Origin of the sequence: Aliikangiella sp. G2MR2-5 (genome assembly GCF_015687155.1) — a bacterium.
Lineage (GTDB): Bacteria > Pseudomonadota > Gammaproteobacteria > Enterobacterales > Kangiellaceae > Aliikangiella.
Window position 1 is genome coordinate 46,238 of sequence record NZ_JADPQF010000009.1, and the last position, 25,212, is coordinate 71,449.

Consider the following 25,212-nt stretch of genomic DNA (forward strand, 5'->3'; position numbering starts at 1 on the left):
TTAATAACGGAATGAAATGATGAAGCGAATCATCGTTAGTGGTCGCTCTGGATCGGGGAAAACTGTCGCCCTTAGAGCCCTGGAGGATCAAGGTTTTTATTGTGTTGATAATATTCCTATCAAATTGATTCCAGCCCTTCTGGAGCAGGTTGAGTCCCATTATCCCGGCCTGGCGCTAGGTATTGACGCAAGAAACGTCACCCATACCGTAGAAGAATTTGACGCGCTTATTCAGCAGATAGAACAAAGCCAATACCACTTTGAAGTCGTATTTATTGATGCCAACGATGCAACATTACTAAAAAGATTTAGCGAAACTCGCCGACGCCACCCAATGACAGTTGAAGGACTTTCTTTGTCGGAAGCGATAGAGCAGGAAAAAAAGCGACTGGAGCCAATTAGCCGGTATGCTGAACTTGTGATCGATACCACCTCCAAATCGCCACACGAACTTTGCGAAGTGGTTATAGAAAGAGTGCTGGGTAACAAATCATCAAGGCTAAGCTTGTTGTTTGTCTCTTTTGGCTTCAAATACGGCGCCCCAAATGATGCAGATTTCGTGTTCGACGCCCGCTGTTTGCCCAATCCTTACTGGGACGAATCATTGCGTCCATTCAGTGGTAAAGATCAAGCCATCATAGAATATCTGGAGAACCAGCCGGCGGTACAAGAATACTACTGGCAGCTCAAAGTATTCCTGCAAACCTGGATACCAAAGTTTGAGCAGGATAATCGAAACTACCTGACAGTGGCTATAGGCTGCACCGGGGGCCATCATCGTTCGGTTTACGTCGCAGAGAAGCTGGCAAAGAACTTCTCGCCAGTCTACCCTGAAATTCAAATCAGACACAGAGAGCTGGACAAACATTAATCTATGCCAACAATTACTTGTCAGGTTGTCAACCTAAAAGGAATGCACGCCAGAGCAGCTGCACAGATAGTCAAGCTGGTTTGTGGCTACCATAGTCAGGTTACTTTAAGACATAAAGACAAGGAGGCTCCCGCCGATAGTCTGATAAAGCTATTAACCTTAAATGCTCCCCAGGGGTCGACAATTACCATTGAAGCAAGAGGAAACGATAGCGAACAAGTTCTTGAAGCTTTGAATGAACTTTTTGCAATAGGATTTGGAGAGTAGGTTTTCCGTTGAAACCGAAATCAATCCAGTTACCCTGCCGCCATAATTTCACCAGCTTCATCTTGTACAGTTTGCAGTAACCAGTCAGTAAATGCCTTTATTTTAGGTCGCTGCGCTGACTCCTTAGGGCATACGATATCGTAAGAAAAATCACTTTCCAGCATTAGCTCGAAAGGTCTGACAAGTCGACCAGCCTGAACTTCGGCTTGAGAGAGTACAATATGCCCCATAGCAATTCCCTGCCCATAGATTGCGGCCTGTTGCACCATTGAGGTGTGACTAAAAACGGGCCCCTGATTAAGGTTGATACCTTTCACTCCTGCAAACTTTAGCCAGCGACGCCAGTCATTTGTATTTCCGTCATGCAACAAAGTATGTCTGCGAAGATCTTCTGGCGACTGCAGTGGTTTATCTCCTTCGAGCAAGGCAGGCGAGCATAAAGGGGTCAGGCGCTCACTTAAGAGAGTAACTGAGTGCATACCCGGATAATCGCCGGTATCATAATAGATCGCGACATCAACATCTTCACGCACAAAATCAACTGTCTCATCACTCGCTTTAAGGCGAACTTCAATATCTGGATATAGCTGATTAAAACGAGATAGCCTCGGAACTAACCATACCGTTGCAAAAGTAGGTACCACGCTGACGGTTAAGGCTCCAGAGGCTCTTTGCGCTTTGATTTCTTCAGTTGCATTGCTAAGAATTTCAAATATATCTCTGATTTTCGGCCAATAGTTCTGACCTTCATCAGTCAATAGAAGCTGCCGATTTCTTCTAACGAAAAGCGGCACTCCCAGAAACTCTTCAAGTGATTTTATCTGATGGCTAACAGCTGCTTGTGTCACAAAAAGTTCATCTGCGGCGCGAGTAAAGCTTAAGTGTCGCGCCGCAGCCTCAAAGGCCCTCAGGCTTTTAAGTGGTGGTAAACGTCTTCCCACACACCTCTCCTAATTCATTAGTTTTTCTAATGTGAAACATTATAATTGATCGTTTGAAAAGGTACAAATCGATGCGTATAGTTCGCCCTGTGTTCAGCAGCGACTGTTCACACTACTGAAACATGATTGGTATACGCTATTTTGTAAACCGCTAGTTTCTGCTGATGACAAAGCTTTGTTAATCAGTAAATTTTCCAGTTATGCAGGGCGTTATTCGCTTCTGACTAACTAACACTCTAACAGAGTGTAGTCCTCCGCGGATGGTTAGTCATGGAATTAGAGGCTATGCCTCGAGATACATTGACTTGTATCAATGCTTGCCAGGTTAGTCTGCCCAATAATGGCAAGCACAGGGTTGAGAAACCCAAGTTTTGAGAGTTGTTTTTTGTTTCTGTCCCAACAGAATTTAATTAGTGAATGCTGTGGCCTCCTACCCCTTTTTTGGTCCTAAATTTCACAGCAAATTACTAGTAAGGCTTGCATTGCAAGCCTTTTTTTTTGCCTGAATTTCACGGTATTATCTAAAGCTATCAACAACTCGACAAAAACCAGCACAACTTGAAAAAGCTCAGTTGCTGGAAAATGGCAGGAGCAAGCTACAGCAATGTCCACAAATGTGAATACACAGGATAATAACCTACATCGGCAACCTCATCTTACCGAGTCGTTAATAATGGTGGAGCCGCTGGACTTTGGATTCAACCCTCAAACCGGGCTTGATAACGAGTTTCAACACCAGCCAAGTTCAAATCAGTCTGAGGAAATCAAGCTTTCTGCCCAGAAAGAATTCAATCAAATGGTTGAAAAACTGTCTCGAACAGGCCTCGAAATCATCACTCTTGGAAAACCACATACAAAAGCTCCCTTGCCTGATGCAGTATTTCCCAACAACTGGTTTTCTACCAGAAATGACGGAACTCTGTTCATCTATCCCATGAAAACTGAGAATCGTAAAGCCGAAGTACAACAGGACTCTCTTTCACAGAAGCTATCTGGAGAAGGCTACCAGATAAAAAAAGTGATGGATTTAAGAAATCAGTATCAACCGAAAGTTGCTCTTGAGGGCACTGGAAGTCTGATATTTCACCATCCAAGCTCACAGGTTTTTGCCGCTATCTCAGAGAGGTGTGACCCGGAAGCTTTCAAAGAATTTTGTGACACCTATGGTTACCGAGCTAACCTGATGCAAACCAAAAGCGCGAAAGGAACACCTATTTACCATACCAATGTTCTAATGAGTTGCGGTGAAAATTTTGCGCTGATAGCTGAGCCGGTAATTTCTGATGACATTAGCTCACAACAAACTTTGTCGAATCTGCGGGACATTGTTAGTGACGTAATCACTATCAGTGAAGCGCAAATGGCGGAAAACTTTTGTGGCAATATTTTACAAGTAAAGAATAATGAAGGTACTCCTCTCATTTTGATGTCGCAATCAGCATTAGAAGGATTTAACCGGGCTCAGATTAAAACCCTTGAGGCTCATGGTGAGATAGTTGCCTGCGCCATTCCCACTATAGAATATGTAGGGGGGGGAAGCGTTCGTTGTATGCTCGCAGAGAACTTTCTTCCCAGAAGATAGCAGGGTTACATCGCGATTAAAGGAAATTCCGGACTTTTGGGTCTAAAATGGATATAACGTAAAATATCCAGAATAAATAGTTCTATGGGATTTCCGCTCCTCGACGGATACAAAATCAATAAAGAGTTTGCCTCTGGCGGTATGGCGAAGATTTATGATGCGGTTCAGATATCCCTTAACCGCCCGGTAGCCATCAAATTTCTAAGCAAGCAGCTTCTGACTCATCGAGAAGCCAAAGAGCTCTTTGAGCGAGAATCATTGATTATTGCTCAGCTCAACCATCCAAACATCGTTCAGGTGATCGACAAAGGAATCTCAAAAGAGTCCCAGCCCTATTTTGTTATGGAGAAGCTCAAAGGAATTGATCTTTCCCAATTACTTGGTGGTGGAGAGCTCCCATATAGCAAGAAGATGGATATCGCTATTCAACTGTGCAAAGGGTTAGCCTATGCACACAAAAACGGTGTTATACATCGAGATATCAAACCTTCAAATATCATTATTGATCAACACGGTGATGTAAAAATACTCGACTTTGGTATTGCACTGGATAGTGAACAGCAATCGCCGGATTCAACACAATCAGCAGTCATGGGAACGCAGGGATATGTTGCTCCAGAGCAAATCGATGATTATAGTAACGCAACCTTCGTGAGCGATATTTTTTCGGTCGGGGTGCTTTTGTATGATCTTTTCGGCAAACCAGCTAAGGATGGAAAAAGAAGAGCGGATGCTCGACTGGATAATCAACTACCCTCTGACCTCGTCAAATTAATAAAGAAATGCGCACATGAAGATCCTCAACAAAGATATCAGTCATTATCATCTGTTCGTGATGAATTGCTGCGAATATCTCAAGGTACTCACCTTGGGAATACTGTCAAACAGGCCAAAAAAGACAATGAGGATCTGACCAAGAACTTTAATCTTCTGGATATATTAAGCGACCAAAAATATAAGAAAGTTTATTTATTTCAGAAAAAGAGCAATAAGCAACTACTCGTTATTAAAAGAACTGTCGGTGATAGTTCCGGGGTGAAAGAAGCCAAATATCTGTCAAGCCTGAAACATCCAAACATTGTCAATATTTATGCTGCGGTGAAATCAAAACAGAACTCAACTGTAATCAGTGAGTATCTTCCCGGCGGAAGTCTGAGCAATCAACTCATCCAGGATATCGGAGAGCAGGAATTTTTGGTCCAGGCCTGTCAAATATGTTCAGCTCTTTATTTCGCGCATCAAAATAAAATTCTCCATGGCAATCTATCTCCGAATAATATTTTGCTTGATGAAAAACAGAATCTTAAGTTAACCGACTTTGGGCAAAAAGCGAGCGCAAATGACAACCCCGAAGAAATCAAGGCTTACCATCCTCCCGGTCAACAAGGTCTTTGTGAGCAATATGACATCTATTGCATGGGTGCAATATTTCACCATATGCTATACGGCGTTCCTCCGGGGACCTCTACACCAAATTCTCATCGAAAAGTATCTTTCCGTCTCGAAAAGTTGATTGATTCGATGTTAGCGCTCGATCCTCAACATCGCCCCTCCACCGCCCAACAAGTCCTGGTAGAACTGCAGCGGATCGCAAATAACCCTGCAAACAAGAAGCTGAAGTCTCAGATGGGGGAAGATAACGACGATGCTTTCTTTCGAAAGAGAAAGCGTACCAGAAGAAAAGCTCAGGAAAAAAACAGCAATAGCTTGTGGCTTTCAATCCTGCTGGTACTTTCGTTAATGCTTAACGTCGCTTTAATTGTACGAGAATTAGTTAAATAAAAGTCTGATTTATTTTTATTCGCCTGGTTTTAAATAACACCAGAAAAAACCAGCGCAGCAACAATAGCGGCAATAGCGATCAAACCAATAACCAACTTTCCACTACTGGCACTGCTTTGCATTGGTTTGGCGTAATCCAATGGTTTATCACCAACGGATTGAAACTTCAGCAGAGTTCCTCCGACTACAAGTTCATCGCCATCTTGCAAAATAGCCTTGGCTTGCATTTTGCCATTGACCAGGAGACCGTCTGCCGCACCATTATTCTTTATTTCCCAGCCGAGCTCTGTTTCAGTCAAATAAACGTGTCGTGCAGAGACACTCTTTTCACTTGTAGACAAGTGATGTCCCAACATACGAGAAATATGATTCTCCGCATTCGTTATTTCGAACACTTTTCCCAAAGCATCAGATGACAACCCGTGCATAAAAACCTTGTGACTTGCTTTACCGTCCTTACTTATTACTTTACCATTAGATTTTGCTTTCGATTTTTTAGGCTTTGACACAGCATCTCGAACAACGGTTCTTGGTTTTGCTTCAGTATTCCCCTCAGGTCCTACAAGACTAAAAATAAACTCGTCCAGCCTGATTTCATCACCGTTACGCAACTCACAGGATTTAACTCTTTCGCCATTGACATAGGTTCCATTCGAAGAACCGAGATCCTGAATAGTCAATTTATCTTTATCAGAATGAAATTTGGCGTGCTTTCGTGAGACGTAACTCAAAGGAACAACAATATCACAAGCGTTATCTCGTCCAAGTACGGCTCCGCTGGTAATTGAAAAGTATTGACCTTCAAGTGGTTTGGTAAGCGCTTTTAACATCCAGGGGCTCACCGCCTGACGAATAACAGTTTTTGGAGCGTCGTGTTCGGGTTCGTTAGATCTGCGACTTCTCTCGGTTAAAGGATCAATGATTTCCAGCTCACTCTGACCAAGTCTGATGATATCCCAAGCCTTTAGTTGTGTTTGTTTGACAATAGGCACCTCATTGACAAAAACACTTCGCTTGGCGCTAATGTTTTTAAGCACCAGTTCGTCTTGCTGAATCACAATCTGGACGTGTTTTCCGTCCACGCCTTCATCAGAAACAACAATTTGACAATCCGGATCGGAACCAATCTCTAGCGTGGAGTCGACTAACCACATTGCTGGCTTCCTTCGATCCTTGAATTGAATTTTAAGCATCAGAGTAGGAATTCCCTATTTTATTGTTGTATTTTCAGAAATCAGTTAAATAACTTAAGTAGTTACTTTTTCAGCCATATAATAACTGTAAATCAAGGATTTAAAAATAAAATTTTGCCTGTATGAAAGGGTTTCTGTACTAAGTTTAGTTGATTTAGGCTAGATTTTCGGCAGAAAAAGCCGGGATACCGGCTCTTTCTCACAAATTTGAGAGTGTTTCAACTACTCTCCTCTACCTGTGTATGATGTTTAAACGGCCGCTGCCTTGAGTATCAACCCACAAATATAGGCAGCATAAGTTCCAAGCGCGTACCCCAGCACAGCGAGTAGAACACCTACCGGCGCGAGCGAAGGATGAAAAGCAGAAGCAACGATTGGAGCTGATGCCGCACCACCAACATTGGCCTGGCTACCAACAGCCATATAAAACACAGGAGCTTTGATCAATTTAGCGACAATAAGCATTAACGAAGCGTGAATAAGCATCCAGATGGCACCGACTACAAATAACCAGGGACGTTCAAAAATCGCCGAGATATCCATATGTAAGCCGATACTCGCAACCAGAACATAAATAAAGACAGAGCCTACTTTTGAAGCACCAGCAGCTTCAAATTGTCTAAGCCTGGTGGTTGAAAGAATCAGTCCAACGGTTGTTACAGTAACAATTAACCAGAAAAACTTGCTGGTTAAAGAATACTGCTTCGCTGCCGGCCAAACTTCTGCAATATATGGAGCCAAATTGTCCGCAACGAGATGACCCAGCGAAGTGGCGCCAAAAGCAATTGCAACAATGAGCATGAGATCAGTGAGATCGGGATTGCGCGAATGCTTTTTGTGAAACTGTTCTACTGTAGTTTTTAATTCTTCAATTGCTGAAGTATCGGCTCCAGAAGCTTCATCAAGCTGTTTGGCTCTTCCCGCCATTAACAACAGAACCGCCATCCATACATTTGCAACTATCACGTCGACAGCAATCATACTGGAGAACAATTCACCAGAAACCTCAAACACTTCCTTCATTGCCGCCTGGTTAGCACCACCACCAATCCAGCTACCGGCAACAGTGGTCATGCCTCGCCACACATCTCCGGCGACTACGTCAGGATTAATTGCCGCCATAATCAAAATTGCAATGGGTCCCCCGATAACAATTCCCATAGTACCGGTGAGAAACATAATCAGGGCCTTTGGTCCTAAAGCTTTTATCCGTTTAAAGTCGATGCTGAGAGTCAAAAGTACCAAGCTGGCGGGCAATAAGAATCTGGAGGCGACATAATATAGTTGCGCACCACTGGCTTTTATTTTTTCGTCAGTAGGGTCATCAAATGCCTGGCATTGCTCTAAAACTTTTGTGCCAGCATCGATCACTCCACCGAGTACTTTTCCACAATCATAGTCATAAGGAACAATATGAAACGTGTGTAGTAATGAAGGAATGAAATAACATAAAAGTAACGCTGGAACATATTTATAAAAAGATTTTAAAGTCGGGTGCTCACTTTTATGGGTATAGAAAACCAGTCCGAGAATAACGGTCAAAATACCAAATACAACGCCGTTATTAGTAATTAAATAGGTTATCGGTTCTTGCATGATTGCCCTTAGATCGTTTGATTGCCTTAGAATTTTCTTATAATTATTATTTTAACCGTCCATCAGGACGAACAACTCCCACCTGAGGCTTGTACTAACGCCTCGCATAAGCCGAGTCATAAGATAACAGCAGGCCGCCGAAATGTCATATCTATTGTCATTGATTTAATCAATATAAAATAGTCGGCAGCCTTGCGAGCAATCGATAATAGTCTTATAGTTCAATGAGTTAGATTCATAAAAATGGAAAAACTTGCATAGTTCCCGTAAGCGCGAGCCAAAAATCTATATTTATTTTATTTCAAAACCAACTTTTTACCTCTGCTTAACGACTTAGGTAAGCAGAAATTAACTAATCACTTATGCCCATGTTTATTAAAAAGAGCGATGAAAAACTAATTGAGCAAGCCCTCGATGGCTCTCAGAGCTCCTGGGTCAAACTGGTGAAGCGTTATGAAGGACTGGTCTACAACTATTGCCTGAGAATGACGTTTCAACAAACCGATGCCATGGATTTAATGCAGGAAGTATTTTTAGCGGTGTATCGCAACCTTCCAGCCTATCGAGGGGATGGACAGTTTAAGGCCTGGATGATGCGGATAGCAGCCAATAAGACAGCTGACTTTTTAAGAGCAAGAGGACGTAATCCTCTCTATCAGGCCGGAGAAGTAGAACATGATAAATATCATTCAAGCTCTTCACCTGAAGCAGAATACCAGCAATTTAGTCAAAATAGAGAGATCCTCAAAATGCTGAGTACGCTCTCAGAAGAGCAAAGAATGGTGGTTGAACTCAAGTTTTTTCAACATTTTACTTTTGAAGAGATCAGCCAACAAACCGGTGTTGCTATTAGCACCATAAAAACCCGTTTGTATTCGGCCCTACAAAAACTGAAAGGCCAGATGGAGGTTCAAAATGCACTGTAACCATCAAATTGTCACAGAGCACCTGACAGACTATATCGAAGGTAGACTATCGCCCGCTGTTAAAAAGCAGCTTGAGGAAACCCTTAATAATTGTGAAAGTTGTGCCCAGGTCTATCAAAATGCTCTCGCATTAGAGCAAGCAGCTCATCAATGGCAAGAACAAGTCGTGCCTGACTGGCACCGCACAGAATATGCAGTAAGGCCTAAGCCTAAAGTGAGTAATTGGCTTAGCTGGGGGGCATTAGCCACATCAACACTTGCGATATTCATGGTTATCTTTCAAGTTCAGATAGAAAGTACCGAATCAGGCTTTAACGTAGCTTTTGGTGGAGCCAGTGAGCAAAAAGTTAACCGGCTTGTTGAGAAAAGGCTTGCCGCTTACCAAAAACAGCAAAGCGTTTTGCTCGATGCAAGATTAATCGAACAAGAACAGAAGCTAAGCGATGCCAACAAAATAGCGCTTGCCAGCTTTCTTGAAAAAACTCGAGAAGAACGGCGCGATGATCTTAACTTTCTGGTAACAGGAATTCAGAGTCAACGAATGGCTGACCGACAGAAAGTCGAACGCCAAATTACCGCACTTGCTGATAACCAGATAGAGAATAATCAGTATATTAATCAACTAATCCAGTCTGCAAACTTAACTGAGGGAGACAAGTAATGAAACTCAAATTGTCTACAAATAAAACAATGCGTGTATTAACTATTGCATTAGCAAGCTTCGCATCTTTTTCACTAACTAGCGTAGCCGCCCAAATGGGAGAGGAGCAATATCAACGCTCGCAAAAAGAGCTAAAAATTATGAGCAAAATTTTTGAAGCATCGCTCACAGAAAATAAGGACCGCAGAAAAAATGTATTTTTTACTACGAAGCCCAAAGCAACCTATCTAGCAAAACAGGGTATGGTCTTTAGTTTCAATTTTGGTCGAACGAGTTTCGAGCATGCTAGTGACTGGGCTGCATTTGGAGAGGGCGTTGGCGCCCTGGTTGGTGAAATTGCGTCCGATGTGGGTAGTGCACTGGCAGAAATACCGGAAGCCCCTCCAGTTCCTGAAATCAATATTATGACAGAAGAGTACATTGAAGATTTTGCTGAAGCTTATGGTCATAGAATGGAAGTTCTGGAAAAAATGCGTGAAGAAAATCGAATGCAAAGAGAAAAAGTTAGAGAGTTGCAACGCGAAATTCGTTCAATAGAAAGAGATGCTGAAAGAGATAGCTCAGAGTCCGAGCGACTTAAGCGCAAACTTGAAAGCAAGCTGGAATCTCTTGAAAAACAAATGCGAGAGTACAAAAAGTCGATGGAGGAATATCGTCAGAAAAGAGATGCAAAATATACCGAAAGTCAACGTAAAAAAAGTGATGCTTTACTAACAACCTTATGTGACTATGGATCAACCTTGCGAAGCCTGAAAAGTGATGAATATGTGACTCTGATATTTGAGAACTATGAGAATAATAAAGACCAGGTCTATGTTTTTGAGTATGACGATGTCAAAAACTGTGACTCGGGTAGAGATTTACTGAAACGAGCTATAAGTTATCAGAATTGATACTCCGTACGCCAGTCACTACTTTTTAAAGGCACCCCTCTGGTGCCTTTTCATTTTTTGACAGTTTATCGACAGCCTGTCATGATTAGAGAAAAATTAATAATAGATAAGCAAAGTCGACCGAATGCGAATTACTATACCAGCTTTCCTCCTATCACTGTTTGCCCTTTCAGCTTCGATTGAGATTTTCGCCAACGATAGAGATAAAGATAAAAATCCTTACAATATCTACTCAAAAGAAAGCTGGTCAGAATGGAAAAAAGGTTACTGGCAAGAAGTTGCCGGACCTGGCGGCTGGCTTTCACTTAGAGGGCTTTTCTGGTTAACTTCCGGTATCAACAGTATCGGCTCTGACGCCCAAAATGCTCATCAATTTCCTTCGGATACACCCGCTTTTTTGGGAACTTTAGAGGTGTCTGAATCGACTCCTGATAGCGTACTTTTTGAAACAAACTTGCCGCAAGTCCTAATTAACGGAAAGAATTTGAAACAGTCCGAATTATCTCTATTGAAGCGAGATAAAGTCAGTTTTGAACATTATGAGTTTTTTATTATTCATCGAGAAAAAGGTTTTGCCGTCAGGCTACTCGATAAGTCCTCAGAAAACAGTCAAACTTTTAATGAGATGAAGTTCTATCCCTTTTCTACTGATTGGGTTATACCTGCAACGCTTATCAAGAGTAGCCCCAAGGATACCATTCGGATGGGAACCGTTTATGGAACAACACGTGAAGAAAAATCAGCAGGTTGGTTGGAATTTAAGGTGAAAGGAGAACTACATCGTCTCGAAGCTGTAGATTTTGGCAAGAATACCCCTCTTTATGTAATGTTCTCTGATGATACCAATGGTGAGACGACCTATGGAGCTGGTCGATATATTGAAGTCGACAGGCCAATAGATGGTAACAACACTATAATTGACTTCAATCGAGCTTATAATCCACCTTGCGCATACACCCCGTATGCTACCTGCCCGTTGACCCCTATTCAAAACGTCCTCTCGGTCAAAATTCTTGCCGGAGAACTCGACTTCCACAAAAAATAACTGCTGTTTTATTGGACTAGACTTGACAGCTCACCTTACATTCTCTACAGTTGTAGATATAAATATCTACAACTGTAGACATAAGGAGGAATTATGGAGTTATCTGACTTCGAGTTAGAAGTAATGCACATCCTGTGGCGAGCAGGCGAATCCAGCGCACCTCAAGTTCACAAGGCGATTGAGCAAAAGCGCGAAGTAGCCTACACCACGGTAAAAACCATAATAGATCGACTAGAGAAAAAAGGAGCGCTCGAGCGCACCCGGCAAGAAGGACGTACAATATTTTTTACCGCAACTATTGAGAAGAGCCAGTATCGTAAACCCATTATTCGCGATTTTATAAATCGAGTGTTTCTAGGAAACAGCAAACCGTTAGTGGCTCATATTCTGGAAGAAGAAGAGCTCAGCAAGGATGATATTCAATACCTTGAAGCGTTACTGAAGGAAAAGAAAAAGGAGCTAAAATAATGCTGACTTATTTAGCGGTAAACTCTTTAATTTCATTGCTAGTTTTGTTGGTTGTGAAGAGAATACAAGGACAAATAGATTACCGCTATTACCTTACTCTTTTTGCACTGATATTCTGGTTAATTCCTATACCGTATTTAAAAACACTATTACCAATGGAAGCTCAAGTCACAGGAGCAAACTGGCTGATTCCAAATGTCGAAATCACCCAGCCTCTGACATTTGTTGATAATATTGAGACCACCTCACCTGTTAACCTTACCCTTATTGCCAAAATTTTATTTAGTGTGGGTTTTCTTATTTTTGTTTTTGAATTAATTCGACATTTTTTATGGAAAAATTCACTGAAGCAGGAGCAATGTGGGACATTGACGATAAATAGTCCGGAAAAAATCAAAGTTAACCTAAGTAAAAAAATCTCCAGCGCCGTTCTTATTGGCTGGTTAAATCCAACGATTTGGATGAATCCCAGATTTTCAGCCAAACAATATATGGATGTAATAGTTACTCATGAAATTACTCATTTAGAGTCTCATGACAATATCAAACTTTTACTATTAACACTGGTTAAATCCCTGTTCTGGTGGAACCCACTTGTTCGACTACTTGTGAAAGAAATTCACTTTCTTATCGAAGCCAGCTGCGATAGAAAAGCAAGCAATAAGCTGGGGAGTTCAAAATACTTAACCGCTCTATCTGAAATTATGCTGCAAACAACCCGTTCCAAACCTCAGCTTTCTAGCAGTATGGCTTCAAGCACTCACACTAATCTCAAGCGAATTCAAATCATTAAGGAGAATCCTCAAATGGATACGACGAGAAAAATAACCTATATGTTCACCCTGACTTTTTCATTGGCATTATTTGCACTGGCTTCATTTAATACTCACTCCGAGTCTTACAGAATAAAGCAGGAATCGGTCAATATGAAAAAGTCGGAAGCCCCTGTTTCCATGCACTTTGAAAAAATCCCATTAAAAACAGCCTTTGAACTAATCGCGGACTTTACTGAAGCAAAAGCGATTGAGGTTGATAAGAGCATACAAAATACTCCTATAGACATCGAGGTAGAAGAGATATCAACCATTCAGTTAATGGATTTAATGGCATCGCACTTCAATCTCAAAATTATCAGTCAGTCGCAAAAGCTTTTTGTGAAACCAGGCAGCGGTGGCGTTAATGCAGAATCGAAGCTAGTTTTTGTTAAGGACAATAAGCCGGAAGGCGCTCATATTAGCTTTGCTATAAAACTCGAAATCAAGGACCCGGATAATTCCGAAAAGACCAACACCAAAAAAGTCGACTTCTCTGTTTGGAGCGAGTTCGACAAGCAGTCTTTTATAAAACTTCCTAACAATTGGCAAATGGTTATAAAGATCTCGGATAAAGACAATATAGCAATGCTAGATGTTAAGATGTTGGACTCGTCAAAATCTCCTATCATGGAGCTTATCGCCGAACCAAAATTATTGACGCCTTTTGGAGAAGAAGCTTCTATCGAAATGGGAGACGATAATCAGATGCTTTCGATAACGATCAGGGCAAACCGTTCATCTCTGGAGGATGCCCAAAAAGGATAGCCGGCTTGAAGAAGTCACTCAGTTACTGAGTGACTTTTATTTTATATCCAGACAGTGCAAACAGTTCTAGAAATTATATCTAACACCGAACATCGTTTGATCAAAATCGGATTCTTTTTTAAAGTCCAGAGTCAGAGCTATATTTTTGTTGATATTATAAGCACCACCAACAACAAACACACTCATATCATCATCACCTACATCGGTATATTCATAGGCAAGCTTACCTTCAAATTCCTTAGTTAGCATACTTCTTACACCCACACTAGCACGATAGCCGTCATCATCGAACCCGAATGAATTTTCTGCATTAATCCAGTCTAGTTGAGCAAAAAATGTTGATGAATCGCTCACATCCGACATAAACCCTAACCCTAAAGCAGTTGACTCTACCTTTGCGCCAGACTCTGCGAAATTTGTATAGTCGACATTCAGATAGAGTGAATCGGTTAGTTCATGATTCCATTTGACTTCGAATCCATCCAGATCACCTCCAGCATCATAGTCAAGATTAGCGTGGCTCACTTGCAAATAATCAAATTCCGGAGTTTCCGCAAAGGCCTGGTTTGTTGTTCCAGCTAAGGCTACTGCCGAGGCAACAATGGTTGAAAGTAATAGCTTTTTCATAATCCTTTTCCTTTATGATTAATAAACACGGGAGCAAGGTTAGCTTTTTGAAAGTTAACGAAAACTGAATAGCAACTTTTAGTTACATTTAGCGGGTATTAAAGCTAGAATCTAGTTGAGCACAATTTAAACAACAACTATCGATAAAAGGGATATCATCTGGCCATGAAAAGAACACCTCTCATATCGCTATTATTCAGCTTATTCGTTTTTCACAGTTTTAATATTGAAGCCGGAGAACTAACAAGAGAAAAAATAAAGGGCACTTACTATCTGGGAACACCAGAGCGAGGGAAGCAGCAAGTAGAAATTGACTTTGGGCAATTGGGTAACAAGTATGTCTTAGCTGTTGCCTGCAAAGGCTGCGCGCCTGCGACTTACAGCTTTCTCAAAGAGGAAAGCTCTACTCTTCAGGTAGCAACTTTTATGACGGCAGGATTATATGTATTTCAATTTAGTGATGATAGTTTCGTAGTCGTTCAACCGGATGCTTTACTTGGAAGAAAAGTATGGTCTCAAATTAAATATGCCAATATTTATTCAAAAAATCCGGATACCGCAAAGTCAATAACGAAGGAGCAAATTCAAAATTTTGCGCTCGATTTATCAAGAAAGATAATGAATCAAGACGTGGGTAAAATGGCGCATAGTGGCGGTACTTATCATCTAGCTGTTCCTATGAAGCATATGGGTAAAGCTCAAAAACAGCATCAAGTTACTTTCATCAGCGAAGGTCAAAAGCAGATCGATGTAAAACCCTGTGAAAGATGTGGTGTTAATCAATACAAATATTTACCTGAAGAAAGCGCTATTGCCGGGGTTGATATTTATCGCCATGCTACAAGTTACTACCTGTTTGATCTTAAAGACGGAGTTTTGATCTATACATTTGCCAACGCTTCCGGTTTAGGTAAAGTGTTATGGGGAAAAAACAACCACTACAATGTCTGGTCTAACAATCTTAATTACATCCGTCAGTTATTGAATAGTAAGGACAAGCAAAACGCTATTGACAAGTTAATGAGCAACTATTTTGCATCAATAAAATCTGAATTTGAAAAACGTGCACAAGAGGCTCATCAAAAAAAGGTCGCCAAACAGGAACTTCCAACGTCGGGGTTGAATGATAACAATCAGCGCAAGCAGGCTACGGCGGCAGCGAAACGTTGGGCAAAAGCCTGGGGCTGGAAAGAGTCAATAAAGGATGCTTACTTTACATCAGCAGACTGGGCCATTACTCGAAATCCCCTCTCAGGTATAATCACCGGGAAGGTCATTCGAGGTTTTGTCACTATGACTCACCCCGATGGTCGCTGTCGTTTTCAATATGTCAGTTTTCGACAGGACTATGATGGCACGCAATATATGAATTTTCATATGACAGGTGTCGGACCGGTGTATGATTTAGGCTGCGACAGGATTTAAGTTTTTTAAGGGCGTCAAGTGACGCCCTTTTCTTTATATTTTTTATATTTTTTATATTTTTCATACTTTTAGTATTGGCTAGCCATCAGGTACTTTTGTTTTTATCTTTATCTTCGTCCTTATTCTCTCGCCTGAAAAACAGTTCCAGAATTATTTTGTCGCTCAAATCCGACATTGATTATTAACCAAACGACATATCCGTCCACTTTTGAAACTACTTTTCTTCATTTTTTAGAAGTAACCTAAATATGTTTCCTTTTTGAACAAACTCTTTTTCAGCAAAAATTCTGAAATATTGACTCATCGAATTTGACTGTGACGGAAAAATTTTTCACCGAATGTCGCTTTCCAGATAATCTTTGTCGTCTTTGTACTAGCCCCAGTTTTTTCTTCAGTGCTAAAACTATTTACGTCGCTACGGCGAAATATCAAATAGTTCCAGTCGCTATTTTGTAATCATTCAAGTCCGATTTTCTTTGTTTAAACATAAAGAAAAAGAAGAAGTAAGTATGATAAATATTAAAAAAGGTAAAACTTATGAAGTCCAAAATTGCATTAGTAACCGCTGCAACTTTGTTGGCGCTAGGCGCTAACGCTGAAGCAGCAAATAAAGAGCGAGTAATCGTAAAATTTTCACCGGGTAAAGGTCAATTGGTTAAGTCTCTGGCAAAAAAAGCTGGCGGCCAGATCAAAGTTGACCTTCAAAAGCATGATGCTTTTGCTATGGAAGTGCCCTCTTCTGCGTTAAATGGACTGCGTAACAACCCAAATATTGAGTATATTGAAGCCGACGCCAAACGAAAGCTACTTTCAACTAATCTCAATGCAACCGAACTCGAGCCATGGGGAATTAGCCGAGTACAGGGCGACATAGTATCAGACAGCCTAGCTGGTAATCGCAATGTTTGTATCATCGATTCGGGATACGATATTCGCCACTCCGATTTAAGTGGCAATGTGGTTTCTGGAACAAGCGATTCAGGCACAGGTGACTGGTCTACGCCAGGAGGTTCTCACGGAACTCACGTAGCCGGAACTATTGCCGCTATCAATAACGGTTCTGGTGTTGTCGGCGTCATGCCAAATGGCAATGTCAATCTACACATCATTAAAGTATTTAACGAATCAGGTTGGGGCTACTCTTCCAGTCTGGTGAGCGCGGTTGATAACTGTGTAAACGCTGGAGCCAATGTTATCAGCATGAGCCTGGGTGGTGGACGTAGCAGCAGAACTGAAAAAAATGCGTTCAGCAATTACTATGGCCAAGGCGTGCTTAGCATTGCCGCTGCTGGTAATGACGGAAACACATCTCACTCTTACCCTGCGTCTTACGATGCGGTTGTTTCTGTTGCAGCTGTCGACTCTGGCAATAAGCACGCAAACTTTTCACAACGCACCAGCCAGGTTGAACTTTCCGGTCCGGGCGAAGCAATTCTTTCCAGTGTCGGTCTTGGCGATGGCCAACTAGCTCAGCTAAGTGTTGGTGGTACAGACTATTTTGCCAACGGCGTTGTTCCCCATATCTTCTATAACAGCAGCCTTAGCTACGATCCTCGTGGTAACGATGGTTCGGCTTCAGGCGAACTCGGCGTATGTACAACTACCGGTACTAGCTACAACTGTGGCGATATGACCGGAAAAATCTGCCTGGTTGAACGTGCTGAAAACCAGCAAGATGATTCAAGTTCAACCGAAAATAAATACCCTGAATTCCGTGGCGCGAATGCTTGTGCCGACGCAGGAGCTGCTGGGATCGTGATATACAGTAATGCTGCTCGCCCAGGCTTGCAGGCTCCATTTATGATCGACTTCAATAGTAAAATTGCCGGTATTCCAACGGCTTCTATTGATCGCGCAACAGGGTTAGCCATCGCTGCAAAAGCAGGACAATCTGCCAGCCTTTCCAAGTCAGGCAATCAGGACTGGGAATACTACAATGGTACTTCCATGGCAACGCCTCACGTTAGTGCTGTCGCTGCGCTAGTTTGGTCTCATCACAATACTTGTTCGGCATCGGAAGTTCGTAATGCACTTAAAGCAACTGCTGAAGATCTGGACGCTGCTGGTCGTGATGACAAAACTGGATACGGTCTGGTTAAAGCCCAGGCAGCTATCGACTATTTGACAGCTAATGGTTGTACCGGTAGTAACGATGGTGGCTCAGGTGGCACTTGTAAAGGTGGCCCTAAGAAGTGTGGGTAATATATAAGTAAATATCGAAATTCATTGTTACATTTGTAGTAATGTTTTTTGAATAAAAGCTCCGGCCTAATTGGCTGGAGCTTGAAGTGTATTCAATTGCTCTAAATATCAATTAAGATAGTCGATGGTGATAAGCCTTCGATACATTCCTTCATTGCACAAGCTTCATCAAGGCTACCTTCTATACCGAAAAAACGGATAAAGAGCGGATTCTTATGGATTCTACAAATGCAAACTCTAATCACATTCGGCGCCTATTCTAGGCAAAACTGGCATCAGATCCAACCAAAATAGGTAATCATTCCGAGCCGCCTCGCCAGCCAATAGCCTAAGCAATAAAAAGCCCCGAATCCTTATCAAAGTGCGAGGCATTTGACTAAAAATAGTAGGGATCACTTCAGTTTTTTATAACTATTAAATGTAGATAAAGTAATGAATATTGCGTAAACACCAATTATTAATGGGTGTGAAAATGCCCTAATATAAATATCTGAGTTCCACAACAGTCCAATTCCTTGGTCACTGGTAAGAGCTACCAAAATAAGAATAGGCACAAAAAATGACAAAAATACCACTGACGCATTTTTCACACCATCTCCGATAATTTTAAGTAGATTATTCACAAACCTCACTTGTACAACCATTAGTTATTCCTTGAGTTATACCTTCTTGAGTAACGGTAGCAATTGCTTCACCTGTAGCTTTACCACCTGCCAATTTACCAGCCTCCCCAAGGACGTTTGATTTTGTAACAGCTCCGACTATCTTATCGCCAGTTACTCCACCTAAGACGGTACCTACCGCCGCAGCACCAGCTGAAAGTGCCACACCTTTGTTTAATGGATCTCCATTTGCTGTGTTTTCAACCATTTGTGTCACCCCTCCTCCAACAGCGGCAACAGTAGCGGAGGGAATAAGCACTGTTGCAGCCGCTTCTGCACCTGTCAGTCCAATTTTAGCAACTGCTGCACCAGCCAGACCTCCAGTTGCTCCTACAGCAGCTCCGGTTAATATCGCAGCTCCAACCGTAGACCAGTTAATTTTCCTATCTCCAGTTAATGATTGAACAGCAATGGAAGACAAACCTCCAATAGCGGCTCCGACCGCGGCTCCCAATAGCCCGAACTCACCATCAGGATCTACATATTTGTATGGGTTGTTATTGACGTAAGGATATTTACCGAATCCAAGAACTAGATTCCCACGCCGCATATGTCCCAGATTATCGACCGGATCCCCCCCCATAAATCGCCCAATCACCGGGTCATAATACCTAGCCTGCATATAAGTCAGCCCTGTAACATCATCCTTCTGGTGACCGGTAAACCCAACATCACTATAGTTTTGTGATGGGTTTTTTCTTCCATCACCATAAGGGTCGTAGCTTTCACGCCAAAGAATATTCCCACTTTTATCCATGGCCGCCATAGGCGACCCGGATACATCATTGATAAAGTAAGTTACGGTTTCGGCGGTTGTTGAAAATGACAACAGTGCCACCAATAGAGTTAAAGTAGTTTTCAAAAATTTCATTTATAACGTTCCTGAATTAAAGATTCTATTAACGCTTTCCTACAGCTTTCATTAGGCTTTCTGTACGTAGAAATACCTTTTGTGTTTTGCGCTGAAAACCGAGTTACTGTTTGCCTGTAAAACTCCTTGTCTATCGATATATATTGCTACATAGACTACGAGCTAACTAGATACTCTTGACAAAAGCATATTAGCTATTCAATTTTCACTTTTTCGACTGCTTTATCTGCTAGCTTCTTAGTTAGCTTCTTCGCAACAACCTCAACACAAGCAGCATATCTATGCTTCATACCCGCCTTAACCGCCAGTTGTTCAACTCCTTGTCCGGCTCCAACTGCGATATAACTTACTAAAAGCTCTTTTCCTGTGCTTTCTCCCGCCAATAAATCAGCCCCTGTACTCGTTAGGCTTCCGATAAGCTCTAACTCAGTAGAAGCAACAGCTAACTCAGGAGAAATGGGAGTAGGAACGCATGCTAACTTTCCTGTAATATCCGAAAATCCATAAGCAGCCTTTGATGTCATCCTAAGTACATCAATTGAAATTTCCTTAGATGCAACCGCGGTGTCATTCGCAAAATTTGCATTTGCCTGTTCCCTCTCCTTATAACCGAATGCCTGATATAGATTCTTAATTAAATTAGGTTGGTTAATCGCCAATCCTTCTCTTCCATCTGGATCAAAATATTTGAAAGGATTATTGTTGCTATACGCATAAGGATTAAAGCCGTGAATACTCTCTTTTCTAAAATGCTCTATAGTTCCAACCGGATCAATCCCATAAAAACGCCCAATCACGGGGTCATAATACCGCGCCTGCATATAAGTCAGATCAGTCACATCATCCTTCTGGTGACCAGTAAACCCAACATCACTGTAGTTTTGTGATGGACTTTTCCGCCCATCACCATAAGGGTCGTAGCTTTCCCGCCAAAGAATATTGCCGCTTTTGTCCATGGCCGCCAAAGGCGACCCGGACACGTCATTGATAAAGTAAGTTACGGTTTCGGCGGTTGCTGAAAATGACAAGAGAGCCACAAATAGAACTAGTGCAGTTTGTAAATGTTTCATTGCTTACTCTCCTATTCTCAAAATTCTTTGGATGGATCCCAGCCACCACCACCAGGCTTTCCGCCGGTGTCGACATTTGTCTGCACGTTTCCGCTGTATGAACTACAGCCGGCACTGTTACAAGCGCGAACTCGGAACGTTTGCAAACTGGTAAGGGAGAGATCATTCCAATAGGAGGTATTGCTATTATTTGAAACCGTTAACCAACTACCCGCGCCAACTTTTCGATCAAGTTCATAACGCGTCGCGCCAGAAACGGCGTTCCATGTCACTTCATAGAAGCCATCGGAGTCACTGGAAGGAGCACTAAGTCCTGTCGGCGTTGCTGGAACCGAAGGTTCAACAGGCGCATTCACATCAACAACACTCGATTCTCGATACAAACTGCAGTAACCACCAGAGCAACTGCGTACACGATATTGATACGTTCCTGTTGAACGATTAGTTAATGTTTTGCTTGTTGCTGAGCCCGAATAAACGGTGGTCCAATTACCCGAGTTTTTCTTTTCCTGAAGAATGTAACTGGAAACGCCTTCCTCACTTCTCCAGTAAACGGAATAGCTTCCGTCATTGTCACTTTCGGGCACGGTAATATAACCGGGTGTAGCAGGTGCCTGAGGACCTGGTGCGCCTTCAACTTTTGCGATCTGTTTGCCGGCCAGGTAAACGTAGTCTGCAGGCTTTGAACCGCTAACACTAAATTTATGCAGAAACTGTCCAGCCTTGTTGTAAACAGGATAGTGAGTGCCGGTGTCATCGATGACTTTTGCCCTTCGTTTATGCGCATCATATCCATAACGTGCCACTGAACCGCTATTGACAGTCAGCATCAAATTCGCTTTATCATAAGCAAAGGTATGGCGCCCATTACTTTTCACATTACCGTGAGCATCGTAGCCAAAACTGTACGAGCGGCTGCCCGTTACTGAACTTAATTTGTTAGTGCTTCGGTTATAGCTGTATGTATAATTTCGACTGCCAAGTTTTTTATAAGTTATGTTACCCAGCGCATCATAGTTAAAGCTACCAGTTCCCCAAGGGCCATTCGCTGTCTTTAAACGATCCAGACCATCGTAACTCATGGTTCGATTCTCCGAACTGGAAATATAATCGGTGATACGGGTAACGTTAGCATTGGCATCATAGTCGTAATTAACCTTTGCGCGACTATCTACACCAACCACATCCGGAAGCATCTGAGCATTCAATGTTTGATTAAAGACTTTTCCATTACCATAGGTAAACTGTTTCAACTGGCCTGACGGATGATACTTAACATTTCTGGCGTAATTACCCGCTTTTGTTTGTTGGCCAAAAGCATTCGGTAACAAATCAATTAGACGTCCACTGGGGTAAGTAATGGCGCTCAAGTTGCCACGACCATCATAGGAGTAAGATATAGGAAAACTGCGACTATCGATAGCGAGTCTTTCCGAACTTAATTCATTCAAACTGTTGTATGTGTAGTACCACTTAACGCTACCACGATCGGCAGAAGTTAGATTGCCATTACGATCATAGGAAAAGCTCAAATCAGATGTACCTGATGGATAGTTTACTGTTTTAATATCACCACGAGCACTGTAAGCAAATATTGTTGCTTCACTTGGCGCAGTTGCTCCCTGATTACACCGGTTTGAACTATCACCAATTTTTTCCCACTTAAGCAAGCCAGCATTATCATAGTAGGTAGACGTATACCCTGTTTCCGGATTATAGGTTCGGCACAATTGATGACGGTTGTCGTACTCGTAGGTTCGCGTAGCGGATACACTGCCATTTCCCTGAGTGATCGACTTGGTTTTACCGAACGCATCCAGCTCGATGACAGTATCTACATTTTCAGGCGACTCAATTTTTGTAACCCGCTCGTAAGAGGGAGCACCAAACGCCTGGTAGGTATAGGTGGTTGTATGATAACGAGGATTGATCACCTCTTTGCGATTACCGCTAAGGTAGCTCATCGTTGTTTTGCCCACTGGTGTCGTTACGCTGACGACTCTCCCTAAAGCGTCATATTCAGTATGTGTTCCTTTCGTCTCGCCTGCATACGAAGCGGCAACCGACTGAAAAGTGACGCGATTGTAAGCATCGAATTCTGTTCTAATATAACGAGTCAAGGACGAGTCCATTAAATCAACTTCTTTTAACAACACGGTACGCATCAGTGCATCAAGATAGCGAGTCTTCTGATAATCGCCTTGAGTAACAACCTGCTTCCATTGCCCTGACTCCAGTCCTGCACCGCTGATAGCTATGTCGTCACCGTCAACCTTTTGATAATCAATATTGCTGCTTTGCCAATAATTGGTTCCATTTTCCAACGGGAGTACTATCTTGCTTAAACGCCCTACGACATCGTAGCTATATTGATTTTTGTTGCCTTCAAAATCAGTAACCGATGCAATGGTTCCATCGTTATTGACAGATGCAGACATAGGCGTCGTTATACCTGGAGAATAAATCGTTTGCGGCAGTCCGCGCTTATAATTGGAGAAAGTGTAGACTTTGCTGTTAGCGTCCTTAATCGTTTTGTAATTACCATCGGAATGATAAGTCCAGTCGACCACCTTTACGCCATTTTTGTACATGCTCGATGGCAAGTATTTACGACAAGTTGTAGTATTCGATGTGCAATAGACATACTTTTCAGTTGACACCCTGTCGTTATCAGTTGACGTATAATCGATATGGGAAACAGTGTCTTCCAAACCAATAACCCAATCAGCCACATGATCAATATAAGTGGTTTTCTTGATTAGCTTTTGCGATGCACCTTGCAAATAACTTTCTACCTGCTTTGGGCGATCAAATATGTCAAAGTCGGAATATTTTGTGTAGTAGTCATTGCCCTGATGAACTACTCGTTCCTGAGTGACTAGCTGAAGGTATTGGTCATCTTGAATATTCGAATTCAATTCATCAACAGCGCCTATTAATGTTCCTCTTGTATAGGAAAAGTAAGTCGACTGCAGATCAACATTATTTTCATCACGTACTCGGACTTTATACTTCAAGCCTTCACGCCAATCGTAACTGCGATGAAAATAGGTTACAGTATCTGTGCCATCAGGCGCAGTTGTGATTACATATTTATATACACTAGGCGCACTATCTCCACTGAAGGCGCCGTCTGTTTCACTGTAGTAATAGCTCCAGGTCATATTTTTCAATCCCGGACCGGTCAAAACCTTTTTAACCAATGACATGGTGTCAAACATGCGTTCTTCATAGTTGATAGACATACCGCTGGTCATCACTCGACGCGGAACATTGATTCTTCCGTGAGAGCGTTCCGACAAATAGAAAGTCCCTTTCAGACCATTAGGAGAAGTAATCGAACCTTCTGCAGAATTACGATTACCTTCTTTGGCCGGGTAGGTATATCCGCTATCACCATTGCCGTCAGTCCAATAATTCGGGATTGGTTTTACCGTGGCGATATCCATTAAATCCAGTTTCCAATATCTGCTATCAGGCAAGGTTATTTTATCCAGATAGGATTTACCGTAGGAATCTTGTGTATAACTATAACGCCAGGTTTTCCCATTGGCTGTGGCGGAACTAATCAATCCGCTAGCGTTATAATTAATGCTAATTGAGCGTCCGTCGTTGGAAGTGATAGAAACAAGTTTGTTACCATCATACTTGTAAGTAACTTTGTTTCCCCAAAGATCCTCAATTTGAGTAACCAGCATAAAGTAGACATTGCGAGGCATCATTTTAAAATCTTTATAGACACCTGGTGCTGGCGCTGAAACTAACTTATTAAAAGTGTACTTGACACCAGAAGGCGAACGAGCCACAAAGCCCTCTGAAGTACTGCCGATACATTGAATGGTCCAGAGTTGCTTAGTAATTAACTCCGTTCCAGACGGAACATTGGGAAAACTATTGCTACTATGCTCTACGATCTTTTGAGAGCTGCCGTCCGGCAAATTAAGTTGAACACCATTCCAGTATTCATGTGCTTCATAGACACTACCATTAGACATAATCGGTCCAGGATTTAAACCTCCGCTACAGCGATTACTTTTCCATCCACGAGACTGAGGTAGCGTGGTAGAAATACTAGGAATATTGAGCCCCCAATCACCAAAATCACGAGAATTCCGATCATAGAAATCAGCCCCATGAAATTTACGCCCCAGAGAAACAGGTAAACCACTATTTCCGGGAATTGAAATATCGGTATGATAAAAGCTTAAGCTTCCTGTATATAAATCAATCGTTTCGCCGAGAGAGTCAGTAGTATCAACAGTGATTTCATCATTCACTTTAAGTCTATTTATCACCTCGGTGCCAACGAGGACTTTTCCCTCACTGGCTGCCAAAGATTGCGACAAGAGTGACACTGCCGCAAAGTACTTTAAATATTTTGTCTTCATGATTTCCTCTAATCTTGTTCAAACACTCATGATGGGTTGGAGAATCCCAAACAAGTTTGCAGCTCAACGAATTTCGGTAGCGTGTTAACTACAGACCTCGCCTTGATACCAAGTGGTGCTGCCTACAAAGGGCAATTCGTGCCTCCTTATATCCGGCTGCTC

The 25,212-nt window shown here is 42.1% G+C and carries 19 protein-coding genes; 12 read left to right on the forward strand and 7 right to left on the reverse strand.

Features of this window, described 5'->3' with window-relative positions; translation table 11 throughout:
- The first annotated feature begins 16 nt into the window (after nt 1–16).
- Both rapZ and IYN84_RS20460 read left to right on the forward strand, forming a co-directional pair.
- Entirely contained in the window at nt 17–871 is an 855-nt protein-coding gene (rapZ, locus tag IYN84_RS20455; protein WP_246723072.1) for an RNase adapter RapZ, read from the forward strand.
- Between the two features lie 3 nt (nt 872–874).
- On the forward strand, nt 875–1,138 hold the full coding sequence (locus IYN84_RS20460) for an HPr family phosphocarrier protein (protein WP_196141143.1): 264 nt from the start codon (nt 875–877) through the stop codon (nt 1,136–1,138).
- Between the two features lie 29 nt (nt 1,139–1,167).
- Here IYN84_RS20460 and IYN84_RS20465 read toward each other — a convergent pair whose 3' ends face one another.
- Nucleotides 1,168–2,079 carry a transcriptional regulator GcvA gene (locus IYN84_RS20465; RefSeq protein ID WP_196141144.1) on the reverse strand — a complete coding sequence of 304 codons (912 nt, stop codon included), beginning with the start codon at nt 2,077–2,079 and terminating at the stop codon, nt 1,168–1,170.
- A 604-nt stretch (nt 2,080–2,683) separates the two neighbouring features.
- Between IYN84_RS20465 and IYN84_RS20470 the strand changes: the two genes are divergently transcribed.
- A complete protein-coding gene (locus IYN84_RS20470) occupies nt 2,684–3,661 on the forward strand; it encodes an arginine deiminase-related protein (protein ID WP_196141145.1) in 978 nt (325 codons plus the stop codon).
- Nucleotides 3,662–3,745: 84 nt separating this feature from the next.
- A complete protein-coding gene (locus IYN84_RS20475; RefSeq protein WP_196141146.1) occupies nt 3,746–5,443 on the forward strand; it encodes a protein kinase in 1,698 nt (565 codons plus the stop codon).
- 29 nt (nt 5,444–5,472) lie between these two features.
- On the opposite strand, the gene IYN84_RS20480 is transcribed toward IYN84_RS20475, so the two are convergent.
- Entirely contained in the window at nt 5,473–6,597 is a 1,125-nt protein-coding gene (locus IYN84_RS20480) for an FHA domain-containing protein (protein ID WP_196141147.1), read from the reverse strand.
- A 288-nt stretch (nt 6,598–6,885) separates the two neighbouring features.
- Complete coding sequence (locus IYN84_RS20485) at nt 6,886–8,232, reverse strand: DUF819 domain-containing protein (protein WP_196141148.1); 1,347 nt, start codon at nt 8,230–8,232, stop codon at nt 6,886–6,888.
- A gap of 362 nt (nt 8,233–8,594) precedes the next feature.
- On the opposite strand from IYN84_RS20485, the gene IYN84_RS20490 reads away from it, so the two are divergent.
- The 6 genes from IYN84_RS20490 to IYN84_RS20515 all read left to right on the forward strand — a co-directional run bounded on the left by IYN84_RS20490 (nt 8,595) and on the right by IYN84_RS20515 (nt 13,805).
- Nucleotides 8,595–9,158: an RNA polymerase sigma factor gene (locus IYN84_RS20490; protein ID WP_196141149.1), complete on the forward strand. Its 564-nt coding sequence runs from the start codon at nt 8,595–8,597 to the stop codon at nt 9,156–9,158.
- Entirely contained in the window at nt 9,148–9,819 is a 672-nt protein-coding gene (locus IYN84_RS20495) for an anti-sigma factor (protein ID WP_196141150.1), read from the forward strand. The genes IYN84_RS20490 and IYN84_RS20495 overlap by 11 nt, the downstream gene beginning before the upstream one ends.
- A complete protein-coding gene (locus IYN84_RS20500; RefSeq protein WP_196141151.1) occupies nt 9,819–10,712 on the forward strand; it encodes a hypothetical protein in 894 nt (297 codons plus the stop codon). The genes IYN84_RS20495 and IYN84_RS20500 overlap by 1 nt, the downstream gene beginning before the upstream one ends.
- Nucleotides 10,713–10,836: 124 nt before the next feature.
- Nucleotides 10,837–11,757, forward strand: coding sequence for a DUF1684 domain-containing protein (locus IYN84_RS20505; protein WP_196141152.1), 921 nt, complete (start codon nt 10,837–10,839; stop codon nt 11,755–11,757).
- 93 nt (nt 11,758–11,850) lie between these two features.
- Nucleotides 11,851–12,225 (forward strand): BlaI/MecI/CopY family transcriptional regulator, encoded by a 375-nt coding sequence (locus IYN84_RS20510; protein WP_196141153.1) that lies wholly within the window; start codon nt 11,851–11,853, stop codon nt 12,223–12,225.
- Nucleotides 12,225–13,805, forward strand: a complete 1,581-nt coding sequence (locus tag IYN84_RS20515) for a M56 family metallopeptidase (protein WP_196141154.1) — start codon at nt 12,225–12,227, stop codon at nt 13,803–13,805. Before IYN84_RS20510 ends, IYN84_RS20515 begins: the two co-directional genes overlap by 1 nt.
- A 66-nt stretch (nt 13,806–13,871) precedes the next feature.
- On the opposite strand, the gene IYN84_RS20520 is transcribed toward IYN84_RS20515, so the two are convergent.
- On the reverse strand, nt 13,872–14,432 hold the full coding sequence (locus IYN84_RS20520) for a hypothetical protein (protein WP_196141155.1): 561 nt from the start codon (nt 14,430–14,432) through the stop codon (nt 13,872–13,874).
- 165 nt (nt 14,433–14,597) lie between these two features.
- Between IYN84_RS20520 and IYN84_RS20525 the strand changes: the two genes are divergently transcribed.
- Nucleotides 14,598–15,857: a hypothetical protein gene (locus IYN84_RS20525; protein ID WP_196141156.1), complete on the forward strand. Its 1,260-nt coding sequence runs from the start codon at nt 14,598–14,600 to the stop codon at nt 15,855–15,857.
- A gap of 537 nt (nt 15,858–16,394) precedes the next feature.
- Entirely contained in the window at nt 16,395–18,059 is a 1,665-nt protein-coding gene (locus tag IYN84_RS20530; protein WP_196141157.1) for a S8 family serine peptidase, read from the forward strand.
- Between the two features lie 615 nt (nt 18,060–18,674).
- Here the strand turns inward: IYN84_RS20530 and IYN84_RS20535 are convergent.
- The 3 genes from IYN84_RS20535 to IYN84_RS20545 form a co-directional block, all read right to left on the reverse strand.
- Nucleotides 18,675–19,592, reverse strand: a complete 918-nt coding sequence (locus IYN84_RS20535; RefSeq protein WP_196141158.1) for an RHS repeat-associated core domain-containing protein — start codon at nt 19,590–19,592, stop codon at nt 18,675–18,677.
- 194 nt (nt 19,593–19,786) lie between these two features.
- On the reverse strand, nt 19,787–20,662 hold the full coding sequence (locus IYN84_RS20540; RefSeq protein ID WP_196141159.1) for an RHS repeat domain-containing protein: 876 nt from the start codon (nt 20,660–20,662) through the stop codon (nt 19,787–19,789).
- A gap of 17 nt (nt 20,663–20,679) precedes the next feature.
- A complete protein-coding gene (locus tag IYN84_RS20545) occupies nt 20,680–25,050 on the reverse strand; it encodes an RHS repeat domain-containing protein (RefSeq protein ID WP_196141160.1) in 4,371 nt (1,456 codons plus the stop codon).
- Nucleotides 25,051–25,212 lie beyond the last annotated feature (162 nt).